18 protein-coding genes are annotated in these 20,905 nt (G+C 57.1%); 7 read left to right on the top strand and 11 right to left on the bottom strand.

Going from position 1 to position 20,905, the window contains the following annotated elements; genetic code table 11:
- Positions 1-19: 19 nt before the first annotated feature.
- Both AC14IB_RS06535 and AC14IB_RS06530 read right to left on the bottom strand, forming a co-directional pair.
- Entirely contained in the window at positions 20-715 is a 696-nt protein-coding gene (locus AC14IB_RS06535; protein WP_484231118.1) for an acetoacetate decarboxylase family protein, read from the bottom strand.
- A gap of 86 nt (positions 716-801) precedes the next feature.
- Positions 802-2,613: an ATP-binding cassette domain-containing protein gene (locus AC14IB_RS06530; RefSeq protein ID WP_484231117.1), complete on the bottom strand. Its 1,812-nt coding sequence runs from the start codon at positions 2,611-2,613 to the stop codon at positions 802-804.
- Between the two features lie 107 nt (positions 2,614-2,720).
- Here AC14IB_RS06530 and AC14IB_RS06525 point away from each other — a divergent pair, with 107 nt between their 5' ends.
- Positions 2,721-2,924, top strand: a complete 204-nt coding sequence (locus tag AC14IB_RS06525; RefSeq protein ID WP_484231116.1) for a SlyX family protein — start codon at positions 2,721-2,723, stop codon at positions 2,922-2,924.
- 2 nt (positions 2,925-2,926) lie between these two features.
- Here AC14IB_RS06525 and AC14IB_RS06520 read toward each other — a convergent pair whose 3' ends face one another.
- Entirely contained in the window at positions 2,927-3,418 is a 492-nt protein-coding gene (locus AC14IB_RS06520) for a DUF4442 domain-containing protein (RefSeq protein WP_484231115.1), read from the bottom strand.
- Between the two features lie 142 nt (positions 3,419-3,560).
- On the opposite strand from AC14IB_RS06520, the gene AC14IB_RS06515 reads away from it, so the two are divergent.
- The gene (locus tag AC14IB_RS06515) at positions 3,561-4,598 is read left to right on the top strand and encodes an AraC family transcriptional regulator (protein ID WP_484231114.1); all 1,038 of its coding nucleotides are present in this window, start codon (positions 3,561-3,563) and stop codon (positions 4,596-4,598) included.
- Here the strand turns inward: AC14IB_RS06515 and AC14IB_RS06510 are convergent.
- Positions 4,588-5,076 carry a YajQ family cyclic di-GMP-binding protein gene (locus AC14IB_RS06510; protein WP_068860529.1) on the bottom strand — a complete coding sequence of 163 codons (489 nt, stop codon included), beginning with the start codon at positions 5,074-5,076 and terminating at the stop codon, positions 4,588-4,590. The two genes, AC14IB_RS06515 and AC14IB_RS06510, sit on opposite strands and share 11 nt — an antisense overlap.
- Positions 5,077-5,131: 55 nt before the next feature.
- On the opposite strand from AC14IB_RS06510, the gene AC14IB_RS06505 reads away from it, so the two are divergent.
- Both AC14IB_RS06505 and AC14IB_RS06500 read left to right on the top strand, forming a co-directional pair.
- Entirely contained in the window at positions 5,132-5,632 is a 501-nt protein-coding gene (locus AC14IB_RS06505; protein ID WP_484231113.1) for a DUF4442 domain-containing protein, read from the top strand.
- A 3-nt stretch (positions 5,633-5,635) separates the two neighbouring features.
- Positions 5,636-6,283 carry an MBL fold metallo-hydrolase gene (locus AC14IB_RS06500; RefSeq protein WP_484231112.1) on the top strand — a complete coding sequence of 216 codons (648 nt, stop codon included), beginning with the start codon at positions 5,636-5,638 and terminating at the stop codon, positions 6,281-6,283.
- Between the two features lie 520 nt (positions 6,284-6,803).
- On the opposite strand, the gene lipA is transcribed toward AC14IB_RS06500, so the two are convergent.
- Complete coding sequence (gene lipA / locus AC14IB_RS06495; RefSeq protein ID WP_484231111.1) at positions 6,804-7,835, bottom strand: lipoyl synthase; 1,032 nt, start codon at positions 7,833-7,835, stop codon at positions 6,804-6,806.
- Positions 7,836-7,968: 133 nt separating this feature from the next.
- Here lipA and sthA point away from each other — a divergent pair, with 133 nt between their 5' ends.
- Positions 7,969-9,354, top strand: coding sequence for a Si-specific NAD(P)(+) transhydrogenase (gene sthA / locus AC14IB_RS06490; protein ID WP_484231110.1), 1,386 nt, complete (start codon positions 7,969-7,971; stop codon positions 9,352-9,354).
- 24 nt (positions 9,355-9,378) lie between these two features.
- Here sthA and AC14IB_RS06485 read toward each other — a convergent pair whose 3' ends face one another.
- The 3 genes from AC14IB_RS06485 to AC14IB_RS06475 form a co-directional block, all read right to left on the bottom strand.
- Positions 9,379-10,254, bottom strand: a complete 876-nt coding sequence (locus tag AC14IB_RS06485) for a bile acid:sodium symporter family protein (protein ID WP_484231128.1) — start codon at positions 10,252-10,254, stop codon at positions 9,379-9,381.
- 54 nt (positions 10,255-10,308) lie between these two features.
- Positions 10,309-10,920, bottom strand: coding sequence for a hypothetical protein (locus AC14IB_RS06480; protein WP_484231109.1), 612 nt, complete (start codon positions 10,918-10,920; stop codon positions 10,309-10,311).
- A 189-nt stretch (positions 10,921-11,109) separates the two neighbouring features.
- Positions 11,110-12,450 carry a DcaP family trimeric outer membrane transporter gene (locus AC14IB_RS06475; RefSeq protein ID WP_484231108.1) on the bottom strand — a complete coding sequence of 447 codons (1,341 nt, stop codon included), beginning with the start codon at positions 12,448-12,450 and terminating at the stop codon, positions 11,110-11,112.
- 195 nt (positions 12,451-12,645) lie between these two features.
- Between AC14IB_RS06475 and acs the strand changes: the two genes are divergently transcribed.
- Both acs and AC14IB_RS06465 read left to right on the top strand, forming a co-directional pair.
- On the top strand, positions 12,646-14,589 hold the full coding sequence (gene acs / locus AC14IB_RS06470) for an acetate--CoA ligase (RefSeq protein WP_484231107.1): 1,944 nt from the start codon (positions 12,646-12,648) through the stop codon (positions 14,587-14,589).
- Between the two features lie 25 nt (positions 14,590-14,614).
- The gene (locus AC14IB_RS06465; RefSeq protein ID WP_484231106.1) at positions 14,615-15,286 is read left to right on the top strand and encodes a response regulator; all 672 of its coding nucleotides are present in this window, start codon (positions 14,615-14,617) and stop codon (positions 15,284-15,286) included.
- Position 15,287: 1 nt separating this feature from the next.
- Here the strand turns inward: AC14IB_RS06465 and AC14IB_RS06460 are convergent, their stop codons facing one another.
- The 3 genes from AC14IB_RS06460 to AC14IB_RS06450 are packed head-to-tail and all read right to left on the bottom strand — an operon-like array spanning position 15,288 to position 20,873.
- Positions 15,288-16,118, bottom strand: a complete 831-nt coding sequence (locus tag AC14IB_RS06460; protein ID WP_484231105.1) for a class I SAM-dependent methyltransferase — start codon at positions 16,116-16,118, stop codon at positions 15,288-15,290.
- 1 nt (position 16,119) lies between these two features.
- Positions 16,120-17,376 (bottom strand): FAD-dependent oxidoreductase, encoded by a 1,257-nt coding sequence (locus AC14IB_RS06455; protein ID WP_484231104.1) that lies wholly within the window; start codon positions 17,374-17,376, stop codon positions 16,120-16,122.
- 20 nt (positions 17,377-17,396) lie between these two features.
- Positions 17,397-20,873 carry a PAS domain-containing hybrid sensor histidine kinase/response regulator gene (locus AC14IB_RS06450; RefSeq protein ID WP_484231103.1) on the bottom strand — a complete coding sequence of 1,159 codons (3,477 nt, stop codon included), beginning with the start codon at positions 20,871-20,873 and terminating at the stop codon, positions 17,397-17,399.
- Between the last annotated feature and the right edge of the window lie 32 nt (positions 20,874-20,905).

Below are 20,905 nucleotides of genomic sequence, written 5' to 3'. Positions count from 1 at the left end.
AGTGCATGATGCCAACATCTTAGCCATGCCAAGTCCGCATCACAGGCTCCGGAAAGGTCATGGTGAATTGCGGGATCTTTACCGCCGCCAGGCAGCGACCGCGCGCGAGATCGGGAAACAATTCGGGGTCAAAATGCCAGTCCAACACTTTCGCGGCGCGGCACTTGCCCTGCGCGCTAGGGGCGAGGGTGAACACCTTGCCTTCCCAGACTTGCGCAAGCGTGCGCCACGCGGCGGGCAGCCAATGAGCCGGCAGCGGCAGGGCTGGGCCGCTACTGCTTAGGGTCATTTCGGCAATGCGGCGACCGTCATCGGCAGTGAGCACGGCGCGATCGATGCCTTCGTCATTCAGTGATACCGCGAAATCACAACGATCTTTGGGGATGCCCCAGTTGCGCCGGCCATTCAGTACAGAGGCCTGCGAAGACACATAAATGCGCGAGATGCTGGGCTGACGCTCACCGTTGCCGAAGTCGAATGTGCCGGGAATAAACAACAGTTCTTGATAGGGGCCGACGGCGCTGCTTTGGTAGTCCACCAGCATCGCCAATGACAGTGGGCTGCGGCGGCTTTTACGCAGGCCCGTGGGCGTGAACGGACAGTTGGCGAGCACGTCTTCCGGCATTTTCATCAGGAAGGCATAGCCTTGGCCGCTAAGTTGCCAGGGGGCTGGCACGAGTTCGAGGGCCGGGTTGGCAAGGAGCAAAGATGTCATGACGAGGGCAGTTCCTGCGAGCAAGCGAGCCGATTCAGTTCGGCGGGTCGCAGGAGCTTGCCTATTCGTGACTAATGGGTCAAGCCTCAGCCGCCGAGACTTTCCCAGCGCTCCAACAAATGCAGCAGGCGCTCGTCGATCTCGCTCAGGCGCTGGCTCAGCTTGGCAGCTCGGGTGCTGTCGCTGACGTAGAGCGAGCCATCGGCGAGGGCGGCATTAGCGGCCACTTGCTCAGCTTCCAGTGCGGCGATTTCGGTGGGAATGCTGTCGAGTTCGCGCTGCTCCTTGTAGCTGAGCTTGCGTTTGGCCGGGGTGGCGGCTGCGGGGCTGGCCGCGGTATTTGCGGCCATCGGGGCCGCCGGCTTGCCGGGCAGCGACACGGCAGTTTGCGTCGGCCGCTGGCGCAACCAGTCATCGTAGCCGCCGACGTATTCATTGACCTGGCCATCGCCCTCGAAGACCCAGGTGCTGCTCACCACTTCATTGAGGAAGGCGCGGTCATGGCTGATGACCAGCAGCGTGCCCTGATAGCTCACCAGCAGCTCTTCGAGCAGCTCCAGTGTTTCCACATCCAGGTCGTTGGTGGGCTCGTCGAGGATGAGCAGGTTGGTCGGGCGCGTGAACAGCTTGGCCAGCAGCAGGCGGTTGCGCTCGCCGCCGGACAGCGCCTTCACCGGCGTGCGCGCACGCTGCGGCGAGAACAGGAAGTCCTGCAGATACGACAGCGCATGCTTGCGCTGGCCGTTGATCTCGATGAAGTCCGAGCCTTCCACCACGTTGTCGATAACGCTGCGCTCGGGGTCGAGCTGGGCACGCAGCTGATCGAAATAAGCCACTTGCAGCAGTGTGCCGTGGCGTACCGAGCCGGCATCGGGCTCGATTTTCTGCAGCAGCAGATTGATCAGCGTGGTCTTGCCGACGCCGTTGTCACCGATCAGGCCGATTTTGTCGCCGCGCATGACCACGGCATCGAAATCCTTCACCAGCGTCAGGCCGCCGAGGGTTTTGCTCAGACCGGTCGCTTCCATGACCAGCTTACCGGAGCGTTCGGCATCGCTGATGGCGAGGTTAGCCTTGCCGACCCGTTCGCGACGCGCGGCGCGATCCCGGCGCAGCTGCTCCAGTGCGCGAACACGGCCTTCGTTGCGGGTACGGCGCGCCTTAATGCCCTGACGAATCCAGACTTCTTCCTGCGCCAGCTTCTTGTCGAAGACCGCGCTCTGATGCTCTTCGGCAATCAGCTGCGCTGCCTTGGTCTCCAGGTACAGCGCGTAGTTGCCGGGAAAGCTGCGCAGCGTGCCGCGATCGAGCTCAACAATACGCGTGGCCACGGCCGCCAAAAAGCTGCGGTCATGGGTGATGAATAAAAGTGTGCCATTCCAGCCCAGCAGGAACTGCTCAATCCACGTAATGGAGCGGATGTCGAGGTGGTTGGTGGGCTCGTCGAGCAGCAGAATATCCGGCTCGGTAATGAGTGCGCGCGCGAGTAGCACGCGACGTTTACGACCGCCGGATAAGCTGGCGAAGTCGGCATACGGGTCCAGCTCTAGTCGCGTGGTGATTTTCGCGACCTTGGTTTGAATTTCCCAGTCTTCGAGCTGACCGACCATGTCCGGATGCTCTTGCAGGCCGCCGGAGACGATGTCTTCCACCGTGCCGACCCAGTCGCGAGGCACTTCTTGCATCATGGTAGCGATACGCAGGCCCTGCTGGCGCACCAGCTCGCCGCCATCGGGCAGGATCTCGCCGGCGATGACTTTGAACAAGGTCGACTTGCCTTCACCATTACGACCGATGACGCAAACACGCTCACCCCGGTCCAGGCTGAACGCCGCCTTATTGAGCAGGTGAGGGCCACCAAAGGCCACAGAAACATCACGCAGGGAAAGCAAAGCCATTGAATTACGCCGAAGTGCTGCAAAAGAGAGCGCGCATTCTAGCAAACCTGAGCTGCTCATAAGCCGTACAATTACGCCTATTGGCAAGTCAAAGGCGAAATGCAGAGATGGATGCGCGAATTACGGAGCTAGAAGTGAAGCTAGCCTTTCAAGATGATCTGCTGGAGGCGCTGAACCGCACCGTGGCACAGCAACAACAGCAGATTGATTTAATGCAGGCGGAAATGCGTCTGCTCTATCAGCAGATGAAAACCTTGCAGCCGTCACAGATGGCTGACGAGGCGGACGAGCCGCCACCGCCGCACTACTGATCTTATTTTTTGCTGACCCAGGCCCAGAGCATTTGGCATTGAATCGGCTCTTCGCCGGATTCATCGGTAACGGTGACCGGAACCAGCAGCTCGCCTTTGGGATTGCTACGAATCATCGCCACTTGCTCTTCGCTGAGCGATGCCACTGCACGCATGTCACCCACGGTGCGACGCTTAAAGTCGACGTGTAGGCTTTTGATGAGTGGCAGCTTGTCATCGCTGAGGTTCACGCCCACCACAAAGCCTGTTGCGGTTTCGGCGAGAAGGGCCATCGCGGCCGCATGTACGCCCTTGATGTGATTTTGCACCGGGCGACGATTACGAATGGAGACGACCACGCGTGTCGGCGTCACTTCTTCGTATCGCAAACTGCTGGTGCCCACAAACGGCACGACCTTGCCGAGAATAAACGAGAGCGTGGAAATGCGCAGATTGCTGGGCAGCTTGGCTAAGGGGCGCATGAGGCGAGTTAGGTTGTTTTCGATCATCTGCATGGTGCGAGCTCGGTTAGACAAAGTGGCTACAGCTTGCCCGAAAATACGCGGTCTTGGACTGGCTGAGTTGACGCAAACTGACACCGTATCGGTCAAGTCGAGCTCTGTTATGCTGGCACCATTGTTTTAGCGAGAACGCGACATGTCGGCGAATTCCCCGCGTTTGGTTACCATCGCGGCCTATCCCAGAAAGCTGCTTAAACTGTGTGAAAGCCAGTGGCAAATTCCGCCAGAAAAGCTCTTGAGCGCGACGCAGCTCAGTGCAGAGTCTTTGGCGAAGCCTGAATTATTGGTGCCAATCAGTGAGGTATTTGCGCTGTTTGTGCGCGCTCAGCAACTCACGGCAGCGCCAGATTTATCCCTGCGTTACGCCCAATGTTTGCCGCCGAATGCTCACGGATTGCTGGGCCAAGCCACGCTGACCGCCGCGAATCTGCGCGAGGTCATTGCGCTTTATTACGAATACATGGCCACGGTGGCTCCCTTTGTGCTGATGCATCAAAGCCAGCGTCGAGACCGGCTGACCTTGGCGCTGGAGTTGTTTAACGACTTACCCATGGATGAAGCGTTTGTGATGACGCTGCTGTTGGCCACGGCATTTAATATCTGTGAAGGTTTGCTGGGCGAAGAGGCAGAGCGCCTGTCGGTACACTTGATGAGTCCGCCCCCTTCATTTGCCGAGGCCTTACTGAGCCATTGCCGAGGTGGCGTGCATTTCAATGCCAGCTTCAATGGCCTGAGCATTCCCAACGATATTTTGGATCGCCCCATCGCCAGTGCCGATGCGCAAGCCCATGCCGACATACTGGCAAAAATTAATGCCCGCATGGATGTGTTGTTAGCGCGGGGAGCCTTTACCGATGGGGTGCGCCATGCGCTGAGCCAGCAGCGTGACGCACTGCCCAGTTTGAACGAGATGGCTGTGTTGCTGGGATTGCCTGTGCGCACATTACGAGCGCGTCTCAGTCAGCAAGGGGGTAGTTATCAGCACTTACTGGATGAGGAGCGTAGCCGTCGTGCGCAACACGCCCTAGCCAACACGTCGGCCTCGGTTAAAGCCATTGCCACTAGCCTAGGCTTCCGCGATAGCTCGAATTTTTCACGCGTGTTTCGGCGTTGGACAGGGCTGACGCCGCTGGCTTATCGGCAAGCACAGCGGCGAGTTGACGTTAGTCTTTGAAGTTATTGAACTGGAGCGGCAAGCCCAGTGTCTGCTGACGCAAAAATGCCATGACGTCTTGCAGGGCATCACGCTTCTTATCAGTCACGCGCACTTTGTCGCCCTGAATGCTGGCTTGGACCTTGTAGCCATTTTCCTTGAGCAGCTTCACGACCTTTTTCGCGGTGTCGGAATCCAAGCCATCTTTGAGCTTGATGACTTGGTTCATGTACTTGCCCGACGCCTCAATTTTTTGCGGGTCCATGACTTGTGGATCAAGCTTGCGCTTCATCAGGTGCGCTTCCAGCATGGCGCGCACTTGATCGACCTGAAAGTCTGACTCCGCACTGAGTTTGATTTCCTTATTTTTTTCATTGAAGTCAACCTTGACCTCAGAGCCACGAAAGTCGAAGCGTGTGGCAATTTCTTTTACCGTGTTTTGCACGGCATGATTGACCTCGAAAACTTCGAGTTCAGACACAACATCCATGGATGGCATGGTAGCTTTGCTCCCGATAAAAATTCCGCCTGCATGATACCTGAGGTCCTGCACGATGAAACCGGCTGTCTTACGTTGGATGATGAACCTGTACTTCCCTTTTCTCGGGGCTGGCGTACACATAGAGCGGATTAACGACGATTACACCGAAATTGATGTGCGCATGCGCCTGACGCGTTTTAACCGCAATTACGTCGGCACACAGTTCGGCGGTAGTTTGTACAGTATGACCGACCCCTTCTACATGCTCATGCTCATGCAGCATTTAGCGAAAGATCATGTGGTCTGGGACCAGGCTGCGCACATTGATTTTATATCGCCCGGGCGCGGTACGGTTTATGCCCGCTTTCGACTTAGCGTCGAGCAGATTGCGGACTTTCGCGCCCAAGCAGCGACAGGTAAAGCGATACGCCCGGTCTTGCCCGTTGAAGTGGTCAATGAGGCCGGCGAGGTCGTTGCTCGAGTCCAAAAGACGCTCTATATCCGCCTAAAGCCTGCGTTGCGTCCGCCAGCGGCGGCTGAAATCAGCGCACCGAATCAGCCCGTGGAGAACTAAATCATGGCCCTGCGTTTTCGTATTTTGCCGGTGACCCAATTTGAGCAGAACTGCAGTTTGATCTGGTGTGACAGCACGCGCGAAGCAGCACTGGTGGATGCCGGTGGCGACATAGAGCGCATGCTGGCGGCCGTGGCCGAGGAAGGCGTGACACTGACCAAGCTGCTGGTCACCCATGCGCATATCGATCATGCCGGAGCCGTTGCGGAATTAGCCGAGCGTCTGCATTTGCCTATTGAGGGGCCGCATGTGGGTGATCAGTTCTGGATAGACCGACTCGAAGATCAGTCGCGCATGTTCCGTTTTCCGGCCTCGCGCCCGTTCACGCCGACGCGCTGGCTGGAGCAGGGCAATGAAGTTTGTGTTGGCGCTGAGACCCTGCAGGTGCGGCACTGCCCTGGCCATACGCCGGGTCATGTGGTGTTTATCTCGGAGGCCGCGCGCGTGAGTTTTGTGGGCGATGTGCTGTTTGCTGGTTCGATTGGCCGCACAGACTTTCCCATGGGGCATCACCAAACCCTGATCGATGCCATCCAGCGCGAACTCTGGAGCCTGCCCGATGACATGCAGTTCGTGCCCGGCCACGGGCCGATGTCGACCATCGGTCACGAGCGTTTAACCAATCCGTTTGTGGCGGATCGACGAGGCTAATCGAGAGTGATTCGCAGCGGTAATTTGGCAGCTGTTTGGCGATCAAGTAGTACTTCATGGCAGGGCGTGAACCGCTCTGACCAAAGAGGGGGTAAAACGGCTTGCGACAGATGTTGAGGGTAACGTGAAATGACAACAGTCCGACCGTGCACTACTTTTCTCCAAGAGATGGGGCGACGCAACTTTATCAGCAGTAAACCGAATAAGCTTTCTACTGGACTACTGGTTTGCACGAGTAAAACATCTATGCGTTGGCGATCTTCACTTTGTCGAAGACGCACAGTCGTTGCGGTGTGGTAACTGTCGTCAATTTGAACGAGAAATTGCGCCTGCCCAAAATGACTCCATAAGGCTAGCCAGAAGCGGACTTTATCTCTACGACGAGCAGCGCCTAGGCTGGGATGAAAGCACCAAGCGCCCCACCCAATATCGATACGGTGAGCAGCAGTCGCTACAGTATCGCGAGGCGATGGCTCCGGCTTAACACGGAGCGCATGTAATAAATCACGCCCCGCCGTGGTCATGAGTTTATAAGCCCGTAGTTCACCACATCCACGCCCGCAAACTGCAAATCGGCGTGATACGACGAGCGCACCATGGGGCCGCTAGCGATATTGCGGAAGCCGAGCTGTCGGCCATAGGCGGCATAGCGGGCGAATTCATCGGGATGCACGAAGCGATCCACGGGGGCGTGCGTTTTCGATGGCTGCAGATATTGGCCAATCGTCACCAGATCCACATCGTGCGCTTTTAGATCTGCCAGCAGTGCCATGACTTCTTCTTCCGTCTCGCCAATGCCGACCATTAACCCGCATTTGGTGGCAATGTCGGGCCGTTCCTGCTTGAAGCGCTGCAGCAGCTGCAGCGAGTGCTGGTAGTCGGAACCGGGGCGGATGGCCTTGTACAGACGCGGCACGGTCTCGATGTTGTGATTGAACACATCCGGCGGGCATTCGCTGATCAGGCGCAGGGCGATGTCCATGCGGCCACGGAAGTCTGGCACGAGAATTTCCATCTTCGTGTTGGGGTTGAGCTTGCGCACTTCGGTGATGCAGTCGACAAAGTGCTGTGCGCCACCATCCTTCAGGTCGTCGCGGTCAACCGAGGTAACCACTACATACTTGAGCTTGAGATTGGCCACGGTCTCGGCGAGATGCCGTGGCTCATCGGCATCAAGTGCATTGGGGCGACCGTGGGCAACATCACAGAACGGGCAGCGACGCGTACAAATATCGCCCATGATCATGAAGGTGGCCGTGCCGCCACCAAAGCATTCGGCTAGGTTTGGGCAGGCGGCTTCTTCACAGACGGTATGAAGCTTTTGTTCACGCAGCAGACCCTTGATGCGCTGCACTTCGCCCGGATTTTTCACGCGCACACGAATCCAGTCCGGCTTACGCGGCAGCTCATCGGTGGGAATGATTTTCACGGGAATGCGTGCCATTTTTTCGGCACCGCGCAGCTTCACGCCAGTCTCGATGGGGGCGGGTCTGCTGCTGGGTTGGCTGGCCGGGTGAGTGGCTACCGGGGATAGATTGCTAGGTTCGCTCATGACAAATCTCAATTAGTCCACGAAGTGTAGCGCAACCTGTCTGCATAAGGCCAAACGCCAATAGTCGATGCGTCTGAAAATCCAGTAGGCTAGGCATCTGAGGACGAATGCCTTGAGCAATGAGAGAGTAGTAATGGCAACGCGATACGATGCGGTAGTGATTGGTGCGGGTCCTGCCGGCGAAGGGGCGGCGATGAAGCTGGTGAAAGAAGGGCGTCGCGTGGCGGTCATTGATCAGCTCGGCGAGGTCGGCGGCAACTGTGCGCATGTCGGCACCATTCCCTCCAAAGCGCTGCGCCAAACGGTATACAACCTGATGCGCTTTCGCCGCGACCCCTTACTTTCACGCATGGCCGATATTCGCAGTGTGCCGCTGTCTCAGGTGCTGGCGCGCGCGCACAAAGTCATTGAGACGCAGGTCAGCACGCACCATCGGTTTTTTGAGCGCAACGACGTGGATCTTTATTTCGGGCAGGCGCGCTTCGAGGAGCCCAATCTCATTTCCGTGTTGACGCCCGAAGGCATTACCGAGCGTATCGGTTTTGAGCATGCTGTCATTGCGACAGGCAGCCGGCCCTACCAGCCGCGTGATATCGACTTTGGTCATCCGCGCGTGTTCGACAGCGACAAAATTCTGAAGCTGGACTACGCGGTTAATAAACTGATTATTTACGGTGCCGGGGTGATTGGCTGTGAGTACGCCTCGATTTTTGTTGGCCTTGGCTACAAGGTCGATCTGGTCAATACGCAGCCACAGTTGCTGTCGTATCTCGATGATGAAATTGCCGATGCACTCTCGCACTATCTGCGCGACTTGGGCGTGCTGATTCGCAATCAAGAAGAGTACGAGCGCGTGGAGACCACCAACGATAGTGTGGTTTTACACCTGAAGTCGGGTAAGAAAATTAAGGCCGATGCCATTCTCTGGTGCAATGGCCGCGCCGGTAATACAGAGACATTGGCGCTAGAAGCGGTGGGCTTGCAAGCCAATAGCCGCGGACAAATCGCCGTGGATGAACAGTACCGCACCGCCAATCCCTCGGTGTTTGCCGTAGGCGATGTCATCGGCCCGCCCGCGCTGGCTTCCGCCGCCTACGACCAAGGTCGCTGTGCCGCCGCGCACATCACCGGCAGCCTAGATGTGCCGCATGTGGACGAAGTGCCCACAGGCATTTACACCATCCCGGAAATTTCTTGCTTGGGCAAAACCGAGAAGCAGCTCACCGATGCCAAAGTGCCTTACGAAGTGGGGCAGTCTTTCTTCCGACACTTAGCGCGAGCGCAAATATCGGGCGATGTGGTGGGGATGCTGAAAATCTTGTTTCATCGCGACACGCGTGAGATTTTGGGGATTCATTGCTTTGGCAACAACGCGGCCGAGATTGTGCACATTGGACAGGCCGTGATGAATCAGCCGGGTAACGCTATCGATTACTTCGCCAACACCACGTTTAATTATCCGACCATGGCGGAGGCTTATCGGGTAGCTGCGCTTAATGGCATGAACCGCTTGTTTTAAGCGGCTCATGCGCGCGGCATGCGCTTAGGCGTTGCGCTGGTACATCCAGCGTGCAAAAGCACCGGCTGTGAAGAACATAAATACCCCGTAAACCGCGGCTGGAATCACCATGGTGGGCGATACCATCGCACCAACGGCCATGGCGAGCGTGGTGTTGTGTACGCCCAGCTCGATGCTGACGGCGGTGGCCTGGCGGCCATTCAGGCCGGACACAATAGACATCAGGTAGCTGATGGTCATGGCCAACACATTCAAACTCGCCACGGCTAGACCAACGACAGTTAAGTTTTCAGCGATGTGGGTGCGCTCACTAAACAGCGCGGCAAAAACCACCAGCACGAAAAACACCATGGCAATTTTCTTGGCGAGTGGCTCGTTACGCAGCGACCATGCTTCAGCTTTGGCGCGAACCAGCATGCCTAGGCTGAGCGGAATCAGGGTGATGATGAGCACCTTCACCACAATGCCAGACATGTTGAGCTGAACGGCGAGCTCGCCGGTCATGAAGTGGTCGCTGGCGAGGCTAAGTATCAGGGGCGTTAGGATCACCGCAGCCACACTGCTGATGGCGGTCATGGAAATGGAGAGAGCCGTGTCGCCTCGTGCTAAGTGGGTCAGCATATTGGCGGTGGTTCCGCCGGGCGATGCACCAAGCAGTACCATGCCAACGGCAAGTTCAGGCGGCAGCTTAAAGACAACGGCAAGCAAAAAAGCGAGCAGCGGCGAAATTAAGAGTAGATTGAGCAGGCCAATGCTGATGCCCTTGGGGTACAACACGACGCGTCGGAAGTCGGCCAGCGTAAGTGCCAAGCCAAGACTAAACATAATGATAAATAGTGAAACGGGCAGCAGCAGGGTAATAAAAACGCTATTCATGATGGGTCCGGTTTTTGTTGTTATGACCGGATAGTGGCGGGATTGCGCGTTGCCTGCAAGTTGCAGGCAACGATGAGCTTAGATGCCAGTTAGCGGTGTTTGCTGGCTAGGCGGAATGCCCACAGGGCGGCGCCCCGTCACGGCCATGACAACGGCGTTTTTAGCGGCGAAGGGATGCGCGATTACCGGGCTCCAGACAATATCTTTCTGGCTTGAGCGCAAGCCGATGCGGCCATAGTCCAGCCAGCGCCCGAGTAGCGACTGATGCACCCAGACATCATCGATGTCGGCACAGGCAAGCAGGCGGGTGCGACCGCCGGCAATGCCATCCCGCAAGAGCAGCGTGCGGTTGGAGACAACCAATAAGTTACTGCTCTGACGCAGCATGGCGAGGAGTCCGAAAAGGCTGAAGGCCATCCAGCCGCCACCGCCACCCTGAGTAATCATGGCGAAACCAGCTAGGCTCCATAGCGCCCACCAAACCCCCAGTAATGGCGAGCCGTGGGTTGAGAAAAACGGCTGATCCAGCTGAGGTTTGGGGATGGCATTCGATGCCGCTAACTTGAGGTGGGACACACGCGCCACATTGCCACGCGTGCCAAACTCAGGCAGCGGGCTAGTGGACATGCCGTCGCTCAGGGCATCCAGTGTGCTTAAACGAGTTAGTGCGTGTTTGTGCCAAGTGGACATGAGCTGGCGTCCTTTCTGTGGAGATGTACTGAACTTATGCCTTGTGCGCGTAGAGTGAAACTGCAGACGCGTTGCTGTTTTGTAAGAACTTGCAATTTCGACTCAAAGAAATCGGCCCAAAAAAAGCCCCGGAAGACCGGGGCTAAGCTGTGTTGCGTTCACCGTTCAGGATGAATGGGTTGGCCTGACTTAGAAGTTGTAGCGAGCGGTGAAATGCAGTCGATCCAAGTCGCCCTCAGCCCCGCCTTCAACTTTTCGTGTGGCATGTAGTCCTTCTACGCCCACATCGAGCTTGGGGTTTACCGCATACATCAAATTGATTAGTCCGGAGGTCACTCGCTTCGTCGCATCTGCCGTGGCGGAATGGGGGTTGCTTGCAGAGAACAAGGAGAACTGTAGGTTGCTCCGTAGCTTATCTGTCCAAAAATGACGATAAGTGACATAGCCTGCGCTAATGCTAATTAAGTCCAGCTCGCCAGTGACCGTATTTAAAGTGGCGTCATTACTGGTGTTGAGAGACATGTAGCGGCCAATCCCGTCGCCGTGGGTGAGCATGAAGCGAATATCGTCCTTTTGCCCCACCTTGACTTTGCCGGAGACCGAAACGCCGTAGGCAGTTTGACTGTCACCGGTATTGGTTGCACCTGTTGGGTTTTTGACGCGTAGCTGGCGCACGAGCGCAGCGCTGGACAGGTGTCCAAAATCACCTTTGTGCGTATAGCGCGCCACGATGTCTGGTACGGCGCTGTCGTTGCTTTCAACAGGCGCTGCTGTGCTTGTAGGGCCGTTGTCTGTTGAGCCGCCCACGACGGTTTGGCTGTTTTCTAGGGCGAACTGCCAAGGCCCACGGGTGTAGCGGAGCTGTGGCTGGCGGCCAAACACAGCACCGTCGGAGGACCCTACAAAATCAGCGGTTTCTGGCAGCACGCCAAGGTCTTGAAAGGTCGTCCATGCTTGACCTGCCATCCACCGGCCGTAAGTAAAAAAGGCTTGTCTTAATTCAGGGCTATAACCATTGCTGATGCGTTCATCGCCCTGTGTTGAGCCAAGGAAGTCCATTTCGATATGACCCTTCAGCGCACTGTCACCCCCCACTGGGGTTTCAGTGGTGACAATGAAGCGTGTTTGCTTGGCATGAAGATCGAAAAACTGACGCGATTTGCCATTACTCATGGCGGTGGCACCTGCGCCACCAAAAACCGGGATTTGATTGGGGACATAAAAGTCACGACCCACGGTGCGACCTACTTCTCCTGCTGAGAACTGAGAGGAGATGGCGTCTAGTTTTACATAACCTTTGAAGCCAACCTGGGTCTCTCCTAGCTTCAGGCCTGTTGGAGTGGCAGTTACGGCGACAGCGGGCGAGGGCTTAGGCGAGGTATTTTCCGTAGCGCTATTAATTTGCTGCTCTAGTTGGGCGAGGCGTGCTTTCAGTTCAGCAATGTCGCTGTGTGTATCTGCCCAACTATTAACGGGTAGCAATGCAAAGGCTAGGGGGGTGAAGCGGCAAAGTTGCATCAGACGGCTCATGATTCTAACTCTCCAGCACTAAGGGTTTTCGATGTATAGCGATAGCTCATTAAGACTGGCTATTAGCCCTTAGTCTCTAAGACCTTGTGCGAATGCCAACTGGAAGGGTGAATTTCGACCAAAGACTAATGCGCCTGACTTGTAAGTCAGGACATACTCGCAGCATTCAATGGCGGATTGCCGAAGGAGTTCTTCATGAGTGAAATCAAAACCTACGCCGTACCTAACGATTACAAAGGTGCGCGTAACTCGGCTGCTGACTACGAGCGGCGTTATGAATTGTCGGTGACAGATCCCGAGGCGTTCTGGGCGGAAGAAGCGACACTGCTGGATTGGATGAAACCATTCACTCAAATTAAAGATGTGTCCTACAAGGTTGAGGACTTCCGAATTCGCTGGTATGCCGATGGCGCGTTGAACGTGTCCACTAACTGCTTGGATCGTCATCTCCAGGATCGTGCCGGCAAAACGGCCATTATCTGGGAGGGAGACAACCCCAATGAGAGTCGCTACATCAGCTATCGCGAATTGCATGATGAAGTCTGCCGCTTTGCTGGCGCGCTGAAGGCCAAAGGCGTTAAAAAGGGCGACCGCGTGACGATTTACATGCCGATGATTCCGGAAGCGGCTGTGGCCATGCTCGCCTGCACGCGCATTGGGGCAGTGCATTCCGTGGTATTCGGAGGCTTCTCGCCGGACTCACTGGCCGGTCGCATCGAAGATTGCCAGTCCACCATCGTGATTACGGCTGATGAAGGCCTACGCGGTGGGCGCGCCATCCCGCTGAAAGCGAATGTGGATAACGCCATTCGCACGCCGGCAGGCAGTGGCGTGAAGACCGTCATTGTGGTGCGCCGCACTGGCGGCTCGGTGAACTGGGAGGCTGGCCGCGACCATTGGTATCACGATCTGATGGCGGGCATGAGCGCAGATTGCCCGGCGGAAGTCATGAATGCCGAAGACCCGCTATTCATTTTGTACACCTCGGGCTCTACCGGTAAGCCCAAGGGCGTGATGCATACCACCGGGGGCTATTTGGTCTATACCGCCAGTACCTTCGCCAATGTCTTTGATATTCGCGAGAACGATGTGCACTGGTGCACTGCTGATGTGGGTTGGGTCACCGGGCATAGTTATGCGCTTTATGGCCCGCTGGCTAATGGCGCCACTACCGTGCTGTTTGAAGGGGTGCCGCAATATCCGGATTGGAGTCGTTTTGGCCAAGTGGTAGATAAGCATGGCGTGACCATCCTCTACACGGCACCCACCGCGATTCGCGCCATCATGCGTGAGGGCGATGCCCCTATGCTGTCCACGTCACGCAAAAGTCTGCGCTTGCTCGGCTCTGTGGGCGAGCCGATCAATCCTGAGGCGTGGGAGTGGTATCACCGCGTGGTGGGCGATGGCCGCTGCCAAATTGTTGATACCTGGTGGCAGACCGAAACCGGCGGCGTATTGATCTCGCCGCTGGCCGGTGCGACTGCGTTGAAGCCGGGCTCGGCCACCTTGCCCTATTTTGGTGTGCGACCCGCCATTGTGGATAACGAAGGCCAGGTGCTGGAGGGCGCCTGCGAAGGCAACCTCGTCATTCTCGATTCCTGGCCGGGTCAGATGCGCTCGGTCTATGGCGATCATCAGCGCTTTATTGAGACCTATTTCAAAACCTTCGCCGGTGTTTACACCACAGGCGATGGCGCCAAGCGCGATGCTGACGGCTATTACTGGATTACCGGGCGTGTCGATGACGTGCTGAATGTGTCGGGCCACCGCATGGGAACCGCCGAAGTCGAAAGCGCGCTGGTCTCCCATAAGGCGGTCGCGGAGGCAGCGGTGGTGGGCTTCCCGCACGACATCAAAGGTCAAGGCATTTATGCCTATGTCACGCTACAGGCAGGTGCTGAGCCTAGCGAAGCGCTGCGTAAAGAATTGATCGCGCATGTACGTACGGAGATTGGGCCGATTGCTGCGCCGGACATGATTCAGTGGGCGCCGGGCCTGCCAAAAACGCGTTCGGGCAAGATCATGCGCCGCATTCTGCGCAAGATTGCCGCCAACGAGTTCGATGGTCTCGGCGACATCTCGACGCTGGCCGACCCGTCGGTAGTCGAGAGTTTGATCAAGAGCCGTAAAGCGGGCTGAGGCAAACCTGAGGTGGGAGGCGAGCATGAAATTCATTATCGCGGATGATCATCCGCTGTTCCGTGATGCGCTTAAGCGGACAGTGGCGAGCTTGTTCCCGATGGCTCAATTGATTGAGGCCGACACCACTGCAAGCTTGCAGCAGCGGCTCGAGGCCGCAGACGATTTGGATTTACTGCTACTGGATCTGCACATGCCGGGCAGCTCGGGATTTTCAGGGCTCGTTCATGTGCGGGCGCGTTACCCTTCGTTGCCGGTTATTGTGGTGTCTGGGAATGAAGAGCCTAGCGTAATGCGTCGAGCCATTGCCCATGGTGCCAGTGGTTATATACCCAAGTCCTCGTCTTTGGAGGAAATGGCTCAGGCCATCGCGGGTGTGTTGGACGGCGATGTCTGGCTGCCGGCCTCGGCGGCGGGCTCACAGCAGACGCAACTGGCGCCGGATGAAGTCGATATTGCTGAGCGTATCCGTGATCTCACACCCCAACAGTTTCGCGTGCTCATGATGCTGGCGGATGGCTTGTTGAATAAGCAAATTGCCTATGAATTGAATGTCTCAGAGGCGACTATTAAGGCGCATATGACGGCCATTCTGAGAAAGCTTGGAGCATCGAATCGGACACAGGCTGTGGTAGCGGCTGCCCGACTGCAGCTTGATCCGAGTATGCGTATGGTTGAGGTGGTAGAAGAGGACTGAGTTAATCGGTGCGCTGCGCACTGACCAACACATAATGCGCCCTCTGCCATCGGAGCCAGTGTCGGCAGAGGGCGGCAGTTCCGGCTATTTTCAGCCAAGCTAGAGCGCGTTTTTTCGTGGTGGGAAGTTCTGCCGAGCGGCGTGCCACGAAGTCGGCGAATCCTTGTAAAACCTCTGCATCCAAACACTCTATACGAATGGCCTCAAAGCCCAGTCGTGTCAGTGTGTGCTCGAGTTCGCTGGCGGTGACAAAGCTGGCCTTAGGGATGCCCGTGAGCGTTGTGATGAGGCGATGTTGTATCTGGCGAAGCATGCCGCTGTGTGAGGGTTTAAGCACCGTGGTAAAGGCCAGGCGACCCTGAGAGCGCAGAAGATTTTTAGCTACGGCAGCAAAGGCACCCAGCGAGTCGGCATGGTAAGCAGCATCCACACAGACCACCGTATCACATCCCTCTGGCGGGAGCTTTGAGATGACGGCTTCCGGCAGGGGCAGCTGATCGAAGCGGCCCTGATGCATCGAGAGGCCTTCTCGGGCATGAGCTGGCCAGCCCGCTAAGCAAGTTGCTTGCAGCTCTATGCCAATCACATGGCCCGCTGCGAATTGCTGCTGCCAAAACAGCAGACTGGCGCCATGGCCGCAGCCTAGGTCGGCTACGCCTTGCCCCGTGGAGGTTATAGCTGCCGCGCCTACGCGCCAAGCGAGCTGCTCGGCAGCCTCCACATAGTTTGTGATGGGCGCCCCATCGGGCCGTTGCCAGCAGCCGAGATTGGTCCATGCCGGCGCTGGCATGGCGTCATCGAGTAGGGTGTGTGCAATGGCGAATGTGGCCATTTCAAGCCGGTCGAGAGGTCGGCAGCACCGCTGCGACGGCTTGTGCCGAGCGGACGGCGGACTCCAGCAGCGGCACACCCGGGTAGGCCCAAGAGCCACAAAAAAAGACGCGACGGTCGGGTTCGGCGTGCAGTTCAGCGAGGGCGGTTTGCACACTGCGCGTCCCCGCATGAACGACCGCACGAGCTAACGGAACACGGGCAATGACGTGCTCGGCCTCAGGCTCGAACGCGGGGTTCCATGTCTGTAGTACCGGCGGCGCGTTATGCAGCGACGGCTCAACCGCATTCACAAGGACTGTGAACATGGGCTCAGTGAACTGGCGGTCCATTTGAAAGTTGAGCGCGCTCCACTCACTGCGACGGCGGGGTAAGAAGCGCGTATCGCTATGCACCCACAGCTCGCCGTGATCGAAGCGAACATCAGTCAATAAGGCGCGCTCGTGGCCATACTCCGTGGCGTCCAGAAAATCGATCTGGTTCGCTTGGGTGGCCACAATGACGCGGTCAAAATCGGCCTGCTCACCGCGGGCATTGGTGACGCGCAACGAGTGTGGCTGATGGTCGTTGCGGGTAACCGACGTCACGGGGCTGCCACTGATAAAGTGAAGGCCGCGAGCTAGGCCGTCGACCAGTGCGGGGGTGCCGCCCGTGAGTCGGCGCAAGGTACTGCCATGCAAGATGGTATCCACCAAGAGCATGAGGTCGCGCGCTGGCCACGCCATGAGATGCGCTTCTCGGCAGGTGCAAATCGTGGTCAAAATGGGCAGCATCAAGCCGCGCCAAAACAGCGGTTGGAATTGCTCCTCAGCGAGAAACTGTTGCAGCAAGCGCGTGTCGTTTGGGCTATTGCGCAGTCGCTCGGTGGCTGCGCGCAGTTGCCGCAGGCCTTGTGCCAGCATCAGGGTTTTGCCATTGAGATGACGCCAGGAGCCAATCCAAGGCCAATTCACGCCGGGCAACCGGCTGCTGCGAAACCAGGTGCTGCCATCATCCCAGCTACAAGAGGTGAAGGTATCGACGGGGAAGCTGCTCACGCCGACTTGCTCGGCCAGTGTCAGCACACTCTGCCAAGCCAAGGGGCTCATGACGCGTAAAGGCACGTCCACCAAGCCGCCATGAATGTGCAGGCTGTGGGCATCCATGCCGCGTTGCGGATGCGCTTCAAATACCGTCACGCGATGACCCGCTAAGAGCGCTAATCTCGCGGCGGCCAAGCCCGCCATGCCGCTACCAATAACGGCAATTTGTTCACTCATGCCCAGCATACTCCGGAGCGTTAGCGCCGCTGCGCACTCAGGAACGCGCGCAGAGCGGCAGGTTTGATGGGCTTGCGGAGCAGGCCTAAGCCCGCCTCACGAACGCGATGGGCTACTGCATCGGTATGGTCTGCGGTCACCAAAGCGCCTGCGCGTCCCACACTGAGTTCGCATAGGAGCAACAAGCCGTCTTCATTGTCGGTAAGATGATAATCGGCCAGTACCACTTGTGGGTCTTTTTCTTGCAGCAGTTGTTTCGCAGTTGGCCCATCCGGCGCGAGAAATACGGTACAGCCCCAGCGACTGAGCAAGGCACTCATGCCGGCCAGTATGTCGGGCTCGTTATCAATGCAAAGTACACGCAGGCCTTGCAGGTTACCTTCTTGCTGAAGGTCAGCAGCCAACGGGTGTTTATGGCTAGGTGTGTGGATGGCTTCGGGCATCAAAATGCTGAAGCAGGCGCCGCGTCCCGGTGTTGAACGAACGGTGACGGGGTGCTGCAGTAGACGAGCCATGCGGTCAACAATCGCTAGCCCTAGCCCCAGACCTTTTTCGCCCCAGGGTGACGCTTCTCCACCGCGTTGAAACTCTTCAAATATATGCGCTTGTTTGCCGAAAGGAATTCCCGGGCCTGTATCCAATACATCAACACGCCAAGTCGATTGACCATTCGTTTGACGCGCACGGAGTCCAATCAAGACACCACCTTCTCGGGTGTAGCGTAGGGCATTATTGATAAAGTTTTGCAGGATACGACGTAGCCATTGCCGGTCGCTGACCACCCAAACCGGCGCTTCCGGCAAATGAAGACGCAATTGCAAGTGGCGTTGCTGGGCCACAGGCCGCACCTGCTCCGCCAACTCGCGCAAAAGGTCGCTAAGGGCAATGGGTTCTTGATGTGGATTGAGTGCACCTGCATCCAGCCGTGAAATATCGAGCAATGCCGAGAGCAGCTCCTCGGCACCGCGTAAAGAGCTATCCACTTGTTTGGCCAGTTGTTGGGCGTCCCCACTCAGGGCGGGATGCAGGCTGAGCGCGGATGAGAATAGTCGTGCCGCATTCATGGGCTGAAGTAAGTCATGGCTGGCAGCCGCTAGAAAGTGAGTTTTAGACTGATTAGCGTGTTCGGCCTGCTGCTTAGCTTGTTGCTGGGCTATCAACGCGGCTTCCAGCTCTGCGGTTCGTTGAGCCACCCTCAGTTCCAGTGCTGCTTTGGCCTCTGAAAGCGCGCTCTCGGTGAGCTTAAAGTGCGTGATGTCGGCGAAGGTGGTAACAAAGCCGCCGCCCGGGATGGGCTGGCCACGAAGTTCAAGGACTTTGCCATCGGCGCGCTGACGCTCGACCACATGAGCACCGCCGTTGCGCATGTGATCCAGTCGTTTCTTGACGTGCGCATCAATATCGCCAGGACCACACTCGCCGCGTTGGGCGTTGTAGCGAATGAGATCAGCCACTGGGCAGCCGGCGTAGACCATGCCTTCAGGGTAGTCAAATAGCTCTAAATAGCGGCTATTCCACGCCACCAGCTTCATCTCAGCATCGACCACGCTGATGCCCTGCTCAATGTGCTCCATCATGGTGCTCAGCACGCCACGATTAAAGCGTTGTAATTGCGAGCTTTGGTCAAGCAATGCTACGACCTGGCCGATTTCTAGGCCGGAGCCGCGCAATGCAGTGGTCAACAAGGTGCGTGCCGATGAAGTGCCCATCGCGCCTGCCAAGAGTCGCTCTGAAAACTGCACCCAGCCCCGGCTGGCAGGCCGACGCAAATCTAAGTGCTGCATGCGTCCACGAGCAAATTGCTCAAAGGCTTGCTGTGTCGCCTCTTGGCCTAGAATGCGAGCAACTAAGGTGTGAAGTTCACGGAGGGGTAGTCGATGCCATTCGGCCGTGTGCAGATTGTCAGCCTCATCCGCGTAGGGATCTAAAAAGGGGGCTGCCTCCAGTTGCTCACGAATGCTGGGTCGGAACCGTAATGAAACGAGTACGAACAACGAAATATTGATGAGCAGCGACCAAAAAACACCGTGCGTCAGGGTGTCCCAGCCGGTGAGGCCAAACAGGGCGTAAGGCTTGAACCAATCGACACCGAATAGACCGTGAGTTAGCCAGTCATTATCAAAGCCGAGTGCGGGCAACAAGGCCGGTAACATCAGTGTATATAGCCAGATGGCGAAACCAGCGATGAGGCCTGCCATGACGCCCTGCCGAGAGCCTCCTCGCCAAAATAGCCCCCCGATCAATGCGGGGGCAAATTGCGCCACGGCGGAAAAGGCTAGCAAGCCCACGGATGCGAGTTGAGAAAACTCGGCTAGCAAGCGGTAGTAGCCATAGCCGAGGAGTGCCAACGATAAAATGGCCCAGCGCCGAATCCATAGAAGTAAGCGTGGCATCGGCTGCCGTCCAAAACGGCCAAAACGCAGGAGCAAAGGCACCACGAGATCATTGCAAATCATTGTAGATAACGCGACAGAGGCGACAATCACCATCCCAGCGGCTGCTGAAAATCCGCCAATAAACGCCAGCATGGCTAGCGCCTCTTCGCCGAGCATGAGCGGTAAGGCCAACACAGCCGTATCTGGGTGTATGCCAGCCAAGCGTGGGTCTAGCAAAGCCATGCAGGCAATCGGCAGTACGGCAAGCGTAATCAGCAGGAGATAGAGGCCAAACCAGAGTGGCGCTTGACGCACTTGTCTAACATCGTGGCACTCCACGACGGCCACGTGAAATTGTCGGGGTAAACACATCATGGCTAAGAAGGCGAGTAAGAGCTGTGCCATGAAGCCAGTAGGGAGGTTGCTGGGGCGCAGGAGTTGATTGAGACGAGCATCAGCTTGCCAGCCGGCCGGAAGTGCTTGCAAGCCACGCCAAGCAAGCCATGCAACGGCCAGTAAAGCGATCAGTTTCACCAGCGATTCAAAGGCAATCGCGAGCATAAGCCCGTGGTGGTGTTCCGTCGCGTCAATGTGGCGTGTACCAAAAAGCATAGCGAGTAGGGCCAGTAAAAGACTGGTCCAAAGTGCCGTATCGTTAGTAGGGAAGGCTTGGCCCAAACCGCCTGCACTCAGGACATCGACACTCATGGCCACGGCCTTCAGCTGTAAGGCGATATAGGGGAGGGCGCCGATAATGGCGACCACAGTGACCATCGCTGCCAGTAATTGTGCTCTGCCGTAACGCGCCGCAATGAAGTCGGCAATGCTGGTGATGGAGCGTGATTTACTGATGAGCACCATGCGCTCGAGCAGGGAGCGACCAAAGACAATAAACAGCAATGGCCCTAAGTAAATGGGTAGGTAGGCCCACCCGCCAGTGACGGTAGCGCCCACGGCACCATAAAACGTCCACGATGTGCAATACACGGCCAAGGTAAGGCTGTAGAGCAAGTTTTTGTGGGAAGTGGATAGGCTTTGGCTACGTTCATCACCCCAATAAGCGATAACAAACAGCAGGCTGATATACAGCAGCGAAATAAGCGGCAGCAGCCAATGTGGCATGCCTAACTCCCCAGCGACAGCCGTTGAATAGA

The sequence above is a fragment of the Perlucidibaca sp. genome, assembly GCF_057084925.1.
Note: the sequence above shows the minus strand (reverse complement) of the source record. Positions and strands in the feature narration are given on the sequence as shown.